We start from the raw sequence: 10,137 nt of genomic DNA, 5'->3' as shown, positions 1-10,137 counted from the left end.
CCCGGCGTTACGGACCTTAACCGGCCACCTTGTAGCCCATCCGGAAACCACCCCAGTGACGGCCCTTGACGTAAATCGGCGCCGACACATCCTTCATCATCGCAAACGTCCCGTTGCCCATATCGCGACGATACGTCTGCAACAAAAATGCCTCAGTATTGCGCGCGGCCCCCAGCCCCGTGCGATCGGTGAACAGCCGGCGGTTGCGGCTGTTGGCCGCATTCAAGACCGGATCACTCCCCTGCGGCTGCGAGAACTTCAGGTTGTGCGTCGGAAGGTAGCCGTTGGTGTCGACCGCCGCACAAAACACCACGCGTGGATCCAACTGGAGCAACGGCTCCTGTACCGCAGGCAACACACGGTCCGTGAACGTCGTGAACCGCGTCATATGCTGCGGCGGGTCGGTATTCGGCACAGGCGCATAGGTGCGGTCGAACAAATCGCCCTCATTGATATCGCCGCGCGCCAGCGCCGATTCAAACAATGCGCTGATCTTGCCGGCGGCGGTCTGCACCGCTTCGATGAACGGCGTATCGGCACTCTGCACACCCGTTGAGGCCGTCAACCGGATCAGCGTTTCCGACGCCCCCAGCAACCCCGAAAGCTGCCGTTGCGCGTTGTCGATGTTGTGGCTCGATTGCTTCACACCCTCAGCCATCGCCTCCACCTCACGCGCGAGCGACGCGCATTCGTCTTCGATGGCCGCAGTGGATTCCGCAATGCTGGTCGCCTCGACATCGAAGCGCGCAATGGCCTCGCCCGCCACGCCAATCACCGCGCCAATGGCCTGCGTGCCGGCATCCACACGCTGGGCGCGCGCAACGTTTGCACTGCTGTCGCCGATCAGCTTGTCGGTCTGGCCAGACAAATCCGCCAAGGTGGTTTCGATACGCTGGGTTGCTTCGGCGGTCTGTCCAGCGAGCTGCTTCACTGCGCCCGCAACCACTGCAAAGCTGCGGCCCGATTCCCCCGCGCGCGCCGCTTCAATGGCGGCGTTGATTGCCAGCAGATTGGTCTGCCTGGCAATCTGCGAAATCTGCTCGGACGCCTGCGCCACCTGGATCAGCGCTTCACGCAGTGCAGCAATCTGCTGTTCCATGCTCGCCACACCAACGGCCAACTCGCGAATGTCGCGCAGCGATGCATCGACCGTTTCGCGCGAGCCGCTCACCTCTTCGCTGGCATGCGATGCGACTTTGCGCGCGTGCTGCGCCGCTACGGCGATATCGTGATTGCCGCGCATGGTGACATCGGCCGCGTTGCGCAACTGATCGAACACGTCGGCCTGCCGGCGCAGGCGCACGGCCACGTCTTCCACGTTGCCGGAGACCTCGCAGATGCCCATGCCGACGCGGCCGGCCTCTTCGGCAATACGGGCAACAAGGTCGGGAGAGGCTTTCGGGCCGCGGCCCCAGGCGAATGGCTTCACGTGCGGTTGTCTCCAATTGTCGTTGTTGTGTGCGCCCTCGCGCTGATGGCGAAGCGGCCCTCTAAGGGGGGTATCGGCACGTGCGAAGCGCGCTTGAGCGACGCTACCCGCCCTGACTTACGCGGGCATTACATGCACCTTGCGCTGCACTAGGCCCGCGCGGAACGGTCGCGGCGCAGCCGTGACTCGTAGGCGGCAGCCGTCATCGGGGGGCCGAACAGGAAGCCCTGCAACTTGTCGCACCCCGCGGCTTGCAGGAACTCGGCCTGCTCCAGCGTCTCGACACCCTCTGCCGTGACGGTCATGTCCAGCGACGCGGCCATCGCGACCACGGCACGCGAGATCACCACCGAATCGCGATGGCGCGGAATGCCCGAGACGAACGAGCGATCCACCTTCAGGTTGTCGATCGGGAAGCGTTGCAGATACGACAGTGACGAATAGCCCGTGCCGAAATCATCGATCGAGATGCGAATGCCCAGGGCCGTGAGCGCATCGAGCATCGGCATCACTGCGGCCGTGTCGCGCATGAGCAGGCCTTCGGTGATCTCCATTTCCAGCGCGCTGGCGGGCAATCCAGCTTCGGTCAGGCAGCGCGAGATGGTCGGCACCAGTCCCTCGCCAAACTGGCGCGGCGACAGGTTCACGGCCACGAAGAACTCCGGCATGCAGGTGGCGCGCCAATGCGCAGCCTGGCGGCACGCCTGCGCCAGCACCCATTCGCCGATGTCGCCGATAAGCCCGGCGTCTTCCGCCACGGGAATGAACTCGGCGGGGGACACCTCGCCCAGTTCGGTGCTGTGCCACCGCAGCAGCACTTCAGCGCCAACGATGTCCATCGATGTGGCGTCGACGATAGGCTGGAAGCGCAACGACAGCTCGCCCGCCGTCAGCGCGCGGCGCAGGTGGTATTCCAGCTGGAAGCGCCGCTGCGCCCGCTGCGACAGGCGCGCGGTGTACACGCGATGCTGGTTGCGGCCGTTCTGCTTGGCGTTGTACATGGCGGCATCCGCACAGCGCAGCAGCGTGGCGGCGTCGTTGCCGTGCTCCGGGTACAGCGCGATGCCGATCGACGCGCCCAGGTAGTACTCCGTGCCGCTGGTCGAGAACGGCTGCGCGATCGAATGGACGATGCGCTTGGCCAAGCGCTCCGCTTCCCCCAACGAGCGCACATTGTCGAGCAGCACGACGAACTCATCGCCGCCGAGGCGCGCCAGCGTATCGCTCTGGCGCACGCAGGCCGACAGCCGTTGCGCGACGATGCGCAGCAGGTGGTCGCCCGCTTCGTGGCCAGCCGTGTCGTTCACCTTCTTGAAGCCATCCAGATCGAGGAACAGCACGGCGACCTGATGCCCCTCGTTGGCCTGGCTGGCGGCCTGCTCCATCACCGCCTGCATCCGCTGCGAGAAGTACGCGCGGTTGTACAAGCCGGTGAGCGCATCACGCTGCGCGAGGAAAGTGAGCTGCTGCTGGGCCGCGCGGGCCGGCCCGATATCGTTGAACGAGATCAGCACGGCTGAGGGGGTATTGTCGCCAGGGCGCACGATGGGCAGCACGTTTTCGTGCACCCACACCACATCGCCGTCAACCAGTTCCAGGCCAACAGTCAAGCCCAGCAGCGGCCGGCCGGTGGCCAGCACCACGCGCGTGGGGCGCTCGTTGACCGGGATCTCGCTGCCGTCTTCGCGCAACGAGCGCCGCATCAGCGCCAGGTGGCTGGTGCCCACCGGCGACACGCTGCCCGCCCGGAGAATGCGCCGCGCGCTCGGGTTGCAGGCGAGGATGGTGCCGTCGGCCGTCTGCACGACGATGCCTTCGGTCAGGTTGTCGACGGCGAGGCGATAGCGTTCTTCGCTCTCCCTCAGATCGCGCGCGATATGCGCCTTCTGCACGGCCACACCGATGATGTCGGTAATACCGTCGAGCAGCCCCATGGCATCGCGCGTGGGCGCACGCGGGGTGTCGTAGTAGATGCCCATCGCGCCGATCATCTGCGCGTTGTCGCCGCGGATGGGCGTCGACCAGCACGCGCGCAGGCCGAGCGGCGCAACGATGTCGCGGTAGCCGTCCCAGAGCGGGTCGGCGTCGATGTCTTCCACCACCACGGTCTTGTTCAGGAACATGGCCGTGCCGCATGAACCGACCGAAGGGCCGATCGCGATCCCAACCAGCACCTGGGAGAGCGTGCAAGGCAGCGACGGTGCCACGGCTTGCGTGATGTGCTCGCCATCAGCACTGAGCAGGACCGAGCACATGGCGCCATCGTCGAGCAGGGCCTCCACCAGCCGGCACACCTCGGCCAGCAGGTCGGGCAACGGCACATTGCGCGAGCTGAGTTCGAGCACGGTCTTTTCGCAGCGCAGCAATTCCTTGGCGCGTGCGGTTTCGGCGGCCAGTGCACGGTAATTGGCTTCGGATTCCCGCAGGGCCTGTTCGGCCTGCTTGCGCTGGGTGATGTCGCGTGCCACCACCTGGATGGCGGTGCGCCAGCCAAGCTGCACCGGCGCGGAAAGCACCTCGACCTCCACTGGTGTGCCATCGCAGCGCAGCAAGGTCTGCTCGACCGGGGGCAAGCCTGCACCGTGCGAGACCATCCACTCCCGGCGCTGGCGGGCGAGGTGCATCGAGTTGTCGTGCACGAACTCGTCCAGCTCATGGCCCACGATGTCGCGTGCCGTCTGCGCGCCAAACAGGCGAACGCCCGCCTCGTTGACGAAAACGATAATGTCGTCCGCCACGATGTACAGCGCATCCGGCATTTGCCGGACGAGCGCCTCGTAGCGGTCATCAGCGAGCGGCAGCGGCCTGCGGCTGTCCTGGTCGATCACATCCGGTCCAGGACGGTCAGGCCGCTCAGCAGAGGTGGCGTCCATATCTGGGTTCTTTTTCAAGATATCGACCATCGTGTCGGGAAAGTTAAGGCGTTTGGCTGCCTCTCCCCCCTTCAGGGTGGGGCAAATGGCCGATATGCGGTCAAGCGGCACGTCAGTTGCGGCACAATGCCCGCACGACGTTCCTGCACAACTGTTCGCACCTTGGCGTTATGCAATCGTTTTCGTCTTCCGTCGGCCACGTGGCCGGCCTGATTTCGCGACGCACCCTGCTCGCCGAAGGGCTGGCGGAAGCTGCTGTGCAATTTCGCGACGGGCAGATCGCTGCGTGTGACGGGAACCCGACGCGCGGGATGATCGACTGCGGCGACCTGCTCGTCCTGCCCGGCATCGTCGACCTGCACGGCGATGCCTTCGAACGCGCCGTCATGCCGCGACCCGGTGTGGCCTTTCCCTACGAGACCGCGCTGGCCGACGTTGACGGCCAATTGCTGGCCTGCGGCATCACCACCGAATTCCACGGCGTCACGTATTCCTGGGAGGGCGGCCTGCGTGGCCGCGCCTACGCCGTGCGCATGCTCGACACGCTCGATGCCATGCGCCCGCACTTGGGGGCACAGCATTTGATGCACTTGCGCTTCGAATTGCATCACGCCGATGGCGTTGCCGATGCGCTCGCCTGGATGGATGCCGGGCGCGTGCACTTCCTGTCGTTCAACGATCACCTGCCGATGATGCGCGACAAGCTGGGCGACGCACGCAAGCTCGCACAGTACGCCGATCGCGCCGAGTGCGACATCGACACGTTCCTCTCGCGTCTGCATGCCGCCGCAGTCAACGCCACGAGGCTCGCCGAGGTGACGGGCACGCTCGCGCGGGCGGCGCAGCAACGCGGCATCTGCATGGCTTCACACGACGAACCCGACATTGCCACGCGCAACACGTTCCACGCGCACGGCTGCACCGTCACTGAATTTCCGTTGACCGAGGATGTTGCGCAGGCAGCGCGCGCGCATGGCGGACATATCGTCTTCGGTGCGCCCAACGTGGTACGCGGCGGCAGCCACCATGGCGCACCGAATGCGTCGGCCATGGTGGCGGCGGGCCTGGGCACCGTGCTGGCTTCCGACTATTACTACCCGGCCCTGCTGGCAGCTCCGTTCAAGCTCGCCGAGCGCGGCGTGGTGCCACTGGCCGAGGCCTGGGCGCTGGTGGCGGCCAACCCGGCAGAAGCCGCAGGACTGACGGATCGCGGCGTACTCGCGCCTGGGCTGCGCGCCGATGCCATCGTGGTGGATGACCGCCGCCCCGGCCTGCCGCGCGTGGTGGCGGCCGTGGTGGGCGGACGGCTGCGCCATGCCGCGGGCCAATTGCCGCTGATCGGCTGAACAACACCATGGAGCAGGCGCGGGCACCCTTATCGTCATCGATACCGGCGGCCTGGCGATACGCGCTCTACCTGCTGCCGCCCGAGCCGTGGTACGGGCTGGGCACACGGTGGCTCGGCCGCTGCGCGCGCACCAACACCGCCATCTCCGCAGATCAGCGCGAAGCGTTTGCCTGTGAAGCCGGCATCGATCTCGCCACGCTCGACCGCTGGACCGAAGCGCCGCGTCAGTACGGCCTGCACGCCACGTTCAAGCCGCCGTTCCGCCTGGCAACCGATCGCACCGTCGATGAGCTGGACGCCGCGCTGCGCCGCTTTGCACAGCAGCAGCAAGCCTTTGCGATCGAGCCCGCCTTGCAGACGCTGCGCGGCTTCTTGGCTTGGAGGCTGCGTCATGGCGATCCCGCCCGCGACACGCTCCACCAGTTCGCCGACGCGTGCGTCGGCGAGTTCGACGCCTTCCGCGCACCCCCACCCCCCACTGAACTCGCGCGCCGCCGCCGCACCGGCCTGTCAGATGCGCAGGAGCGCCATCTTCAGCGCTGGGGTTATCCGTATGTGTTTGATACGTTCACGTTCCACGTCACGCTGACCGGCCGGCTCGACCATGCCGAGCAGCTCGCGTGCTATCGCGCACTGGAAGCCACGCGCATGGTGCTGCCAGCCGCCATGCCCATCGACCACATTGCCTTGTTCTCGCAAGCTGCCCCGGAAGCACCGTTCACGGTGGCACGTGTGTACCGGTTTGATGGCAGCACCGAAGACTTCGACGCTGCGCAGAGCGCGCTTAGCGCTTGAGTTCGACCACGTCGATCACCTGCGTCTGGCCGTGCTGCTCAACCTCCTGGCGCATCACGACGGCCGCTTCGGGGCAATACCAATCAGTGATGTGGGCAACAGTGGGGTCAGGCTCGAGCGTTTCATTGCCCAGCCGCAGCACCCCGAGGCGCGCGGTGCGCGTGTAGCGGATCGGCCGGCACTGCAACTGGCCGACCACGGTGTTCATCGGCTGCGGTGGCCCGACCTCCCGCTCCGACACCTCCACCTTGGCGCGCTCGGCCCGCATGCGCCCCACAGAGATCCCCAGCCGCGGCGACACCACATCGAAGTCGAAGCTCGATTCATACGTATCGCCCGGCAGCATCTGGGCTTCGGGCGCCAAGCCGGCGCCGTACAGGAACATGCCCGAGATGGCCGTGCTCACGGTGCCGACCAGATCGGCATGTTCGCTTTGCGCAAACACGCGGCCATTGATGCTGACGATGCGTGTGACCACGCCGGCTTCGTCCACCAGCAGCTGGTGCTCCTGCACCGTCTCGATCGGCCGGCCGCCCAGCGCTACGAGGCCCGATTTGGCGTAGATGTGCAGGCCGATCTCGCAGCCGTCCTGCATGTCGCGGCTGACATCGTGGAGCGTGAACTCGACGATCATCGGCGTCTCGCCGTTGCCGTCCAGGCGCACGCGGCTACCGTCGTGCACCCATGGCGCGGAGCACAGCCCCGCTGCATGCACAGGCCACGCCAATGCAATCGCCGCCACGGCTGCGGCGGCGTTCCATAAAGAAAAACGCCGATGCATCGGGTGATGCATCAGCGTCTTCATGAACCCATTGAGCATGGGCTTACTGCTTGGGCGCGTCCTTCTTGTTGGCGCCCTCGCTGTACGGGTCAAACTTGCCACCGGCCTTCGCACCCTGGCTATATGGATCGAACTTCTCACCGGCCTTGGCGCCCTGGGTGTACGTGTCGTACTTGCCCTTCTCGACATTGGCCGGCTGGGCGCCGGGGTTGAGCGCGCTGGCGGTGCTGTCGTTCTTGTTGGCGCCCTGCGAATACGGGTCGAACTTGTCGCCGGCCTTCGCACCCTGTTGGTACGGGTCAAACTTGTCGCCGACTTTTGCGCCTTGGCTGTAGGGGTCGAACTTCTTCTGGTCGGTCTGCGCGTGGGCTACGGTGCCGATGGCTGCCACGACAGCTACCGCTGCCACGAGGGTAAGACGTTTGTACGGCATCTGAAGCTCCTTTCCTATGGGTCGTTTGGGCTGGCTGATAGCGCAGCCTCGTTTTGAACGCATCCCGATGTCATTGCGCAACTGGCACGTTGGCGACGGCGCCGGGAAACCCCCTCTCCTCGTCGTACGCTATGGCAAGCGCACAGGAAAGTCAACGCGCAGGAACTGCATATTTTTTGGGCAGATACGTGCTGAAGTGTGGCTCAGTCAGCGACGTTCCGGCTGGCGGATCGCACGCGGGCCCATCACGGCAATCAACGCCATGGTGAGCGCCACCACCGACAGCCCCCAGCGCAGGTCGGAGCGATGCGCAATCAACCCGATGATGACCGGACCGATCAGCAAGCCCACGTAGGCAAAGCGCGCCACGGCGGCAATGCCTTCGGCGGCCGGCACGCCGGACAGGCGGGACGCGGTGATGAAGAAGATCGGCACCATGTTGGCGGCGCCCACGCCCATCAGCGCAAAGCCTGTCAGGACAGCCATCGGTGCTGGCCACAACAGTGCAAGCAAAATCCCGCCCGTTGCCAGCACGCCACTGGCGCCAAGCACATGCTTGTTGCCCCAGCGCCCGCGTGCGAGATCGCCGCTGAAGCGCGCGAGCGCCATCCCGCCCGAAAACGCGGCGTACCCGGCGCTGGCAATGGCTTCGGGCGATTGCGCGATCTCGCGCATGTACACGGTCGTCCAGTCGTACATCGCGCCTTCGCCGACCAGCCCCAGGAAGGCCAGCACGCCGAGCAGGAACAGCGTGCGCCCCGTGGTCGGATGTGCCGGTTCGCCTTCTGCGTGCACGTGATCGGGCAGCATGAACGGGCCGGCACACAAGGCGGCCGCCATGGTGACGAGCGCCATGCCGCCGCAATGCACGGCCGGCGGCACGCCCAGTTCCAGCAGCACGCCGCCCACCGCTGCGCCCGCCATTCCGCCCAGGCTGAACATGCCGTGTAGCGAAGAGATGATCGGCTTGTGGTGATTCGCCTCTACCGTGGCGGCCTGCGCATTGATGGCCACGTCGAAACCGGCATTGGTGATGCCAAACAGCAGCAGCACGGCCAGCAGCGCCGGGTAGCTCGGCATCAACATGAGGAGCCCGGTCATGACACCAAATGCCACGCCGCCCTGGACGCTTGCGCGCCGCGTGCCGACGCGCGCCGCCCACTGGCCTGCAAACTTCATCGCAACGATGGCGCCCGCGGCCACCATGAACATCGCCAACGACAGCGACGCCTCGGACAGCCCGAACCGCGCCTTCACCGTTGGAATGTGGATGCCCCACGTCGCAAACGTTGCACCGTTGGCGAAAAAGAGCGCCATCGTCGCTGCGCGCGCCGACAGAGGAAGACGGCGGGGCTGCAAGGCGCCGGCGGATTGGACGTATTCGGAAGGCATGAAGGACAACTGAGAAAAACGCGGGCGCAGGCGTCGCGCCGAAAAGCCATCATGCTACCGCGCCCGGCTGATGAACGTATGACGCCGCCCTGCGCCAGGCAGGTATGCGGCTTGCGTCACCACGCTCGCAACCACCGCATCGGGAGACCTGCCATGCCCCGCGTGATCTGGAAGGGCGCCGTGAGCTTCGGCCTCGTCCATATTCCCGTCGCGCTGTATCCGGCCACCCGCAGCGACGACCTCGACTTCGACTGGCTCGACCGCCGCACCATGGACCGCGTCGGCTACAAGCGCATCAACAAGACCACCGGCAAAGAAGTGCCGCGCGAGCAGATCGTGCGCGGGTATGCCTACGAGAAAGACCGCTACGTGATCCTGACCGACGAGGACATCCGGGCCGCTAACCCGGCCTCGACGCAAACGGTCGATTTGCTGACCTTCGTGGATGCGGCGGAGATTCCGTTTCTGTATCTCGATACGCCGTACTTTCTTGCGCCCGACCGGCGCGGCGAAAAAGTCTACGCGCTGCTGCGCGAGGCATTGACGCGCTCGCAGAAGATTGGCGTCGCCAACGTCGTGCTGCACACCAAGCAGCATCTGGCCGCACTGATCCCGATGGGGCCTGTGCTCGTGCTGCATACGCTGCGCTGGTCCAACGAAGTGCGCGACTGGTCCGAACTCGATGTACCAGAAGAAGGGGCCAAGGCCGCCAAGCTCACGGCCAAGGAGATCGACATGGCTGAAAAGCTGATCGACGACATGAGCGGCACGTGGGACCCTGCCGAGTACCACGACACCTTCCGCGACGACATCCTGGCATTGGTCGATCGCAAGGTGCGCGAAGGCCGCACGGAGTCCGTCGAGCCGATGGAGGCCGAAACCGCTGCACCGCGCTCCGGCAACGTGATCGACCTGACCGACCTGCTGCGCCAGAGCCTCGCCAAGCGTGGCGAGGGCAAAGATGCCTCCAACGACAAAGCGCAGGAAGAGCCTGCCCCGCGCAAGCGGGCACCCCGCAAAGCCGCCTCCAAGACGGCGCGCAAGACCACCACGCGCAAGCGCGCATAACACGACGGAGCCGACGCC

General features: G+C 65.8%; 8 protein-coding genes. 3 read left to right on the top strand and 5 right to left on the bottom strand.

The window, feature by feature from the left end; genetic code table 11:
- Positions 1–16: 16 nt before the first annotated feature.
- Both BEK68_RS22530 and BEK68_RS22525 read right to left on the bottom strand, forming a co-directional pair.
- Complete coding sequence (locus BEK68_RS22530; RefSeq protein ID WP_012434955.1) at positions 17–1,429, bottom strand: methyl-accepting chemotaxis protein; 1,413 nt, start codon at positions 1,427–1,429, stop codon at positions 17–19.
- Between the two features lie 149 nt (positions 1,430–1,578).
- Positions 1,579–4,302 (bottom strand): sensor domain-containing protein, encoded by a 2,724-nt coding sequence (locus BEK68_RS22525; RefSeq protein ID WP_024541735.1) that lies wholly within the window; start codon positions 4,300–4,302, stop codon positions 1,579–1,581.
- A 170-nt stretch (positions 4,303–4,472) separates the two neighbouring features.
- On the opposite strand from BEK68_RS22525, the gene BEK68_RS22520 reads away from it, so the two are divergent.
- Both BEK68_RS22520 and BEK68_RS22515 read left to right on the top strand, forming a co-directional pair.
- Entirely contained in the window at positions 4,473–5,648 is a 1,176-nt protein-coding gene (locus tag BEK68_RS22520) for an alpha-D-ribose 1-methylphosphonate 5-triphosphate diphosphatase (RefSeq protein WP_012434954.1), read from the top strand.
- Between the two features lie 8 nt (positions 5,649–5,656).
- On the top strand, positions 5,657–6,445 hold the full coding sequence (locus tag BEK68_RS22515) for a DUF1045 domain-containing protein (RefSeq protein WP_012434953.1): 789 nt from the start codon (positions 5,657–5,659) through the stop codon (positions 6,443–6,445).
- On the opposite strand, the gene BEK68_RS22510 is transcribed toward BEK68_RS22515, so the two are convergent.
- The 3 genes from BEK68_RS22510 to BEK68_RS22500 form a co-directional block, all read right to left on the bottom strand.
- On the bottom strand, positions 6,435–7,265 hold the full coding sequence (locus tag BEK68_RS22510; protein ID WP_004636095.1) for a hypothetical protein: 831 nt from the start codon (positions 7,263–7,265) through the stop codon (positions 6,435–6,437). The two genes, BEK68_RS22515 and BEK68_RS22510, sit on opposite strands and share 11 nt — an antisense overlap.
- Positions 7,266–7,269: 4 nt before the next feature.
- Positions 7,270–7,659, bottom strand: coding sequence for a hypothetical protein (locus tag BEK68_RS22505; protein WP_004636096.1), 390 nt, complete (start codon positions 7,657–7,659; stop codon positions 7,270–7,272).
- Between the two features lie 207 nt (positions 7,660–7,866).
- Positions 7,867–9,051, bottom strand: coding sequence for an MFS transporter (locus BEK68_RS22500; RefSeq protein ID WP_024541734.1), 1,185 nt, complete (start codon positions 9,049–9,051; stop codon positions 7,867–7,869).
- A 153-nt stretch (positions 9,052–9,204) separates the two neighbouring features.
- On the opposite strand from BEK68_RS22500, the gene BEK68_RS22495 reads away from it, so the two are divergent.
- The gene (locus tag BEK68_RS22495; protein WP_012434951.1) at positions 9,205–10,119 is read left to right on the top strand and encodes a Ku protein; all 915 of its coding nucleotides are present in this window, start codon (positions 9,205–9,207) and stop codon (positions 10,117–10,119) included.
- Positions 10,120–10,137 lie beyond the last annotated feature (18 nt).

Source organism: Ralstonia pickettii, from assembly GCF_001699815.1.
Taxonomy (GTDB): domain Bacteria; phylum Pseudomonadota; class Gammaproteobacteria; order Burkholderiales; family Burkholderiaceae; genus Ralstonia; species Ralstonia thomasii.
This window is presented reverse-complemented; position numbering and strand designations above follow the sequence as displayed.

Excerpts from the sequence above, each read along its gene's own strand:
- BEK68_RS22525 (WP_024541735.1), bottom strand. The coding sequence starts at position 4,302 with ATGGACGCCACCTCTGCTGAGCGGCCTGACCGTCCTGGACCGGATGTG.
- BEK68_RS22520 (WP_012434954.1), top strand. The coding sequence starts at position 4,473 with ATGCAATCGTTTTCGTCTTCCGTCGGCCACGTGGCCGGCCTGATTTCG.
- BEK68_RS22515 (WP_012434953.1), top strand. The coding sequence starts at position 5,657 with ATGGAGCAGGCGCGGGCACCCTTATCGTCATCGATACCGGCGGCCTGG.
- BEK68_RS22510 (WP_004636095.1), bottom strand. The coding sequence starts at position 7,265 with ATGCTCAATGGGTTCATGAAGACGCTGATGCATCACCCGATGCATCGG.
- BEK68_RS22505 (WP_004636096.1), bottom strand. The coding sequence starts at position 7,659 with ATGCCGTACAAACGTCTTACCCTCGTGGCAGCGGTAGCTGTCGTGGCA.
- BEK68_RS22500 (WP_024541734.1), bottom strand. The coding sequence starts at position 9,051 with ATGCCTTCCGAATACGTCCAATCCGCCGGCGCCTTGCAGCCCCGCCGT.
- BEK68_RS22495 (WP_012434951.1), top strand. The coding sequence starts at position 9,205 with ATGCCCCGCGTGATCTGGAAGGGCGCCGTGAGCTTCGGCCTCGTCCAT.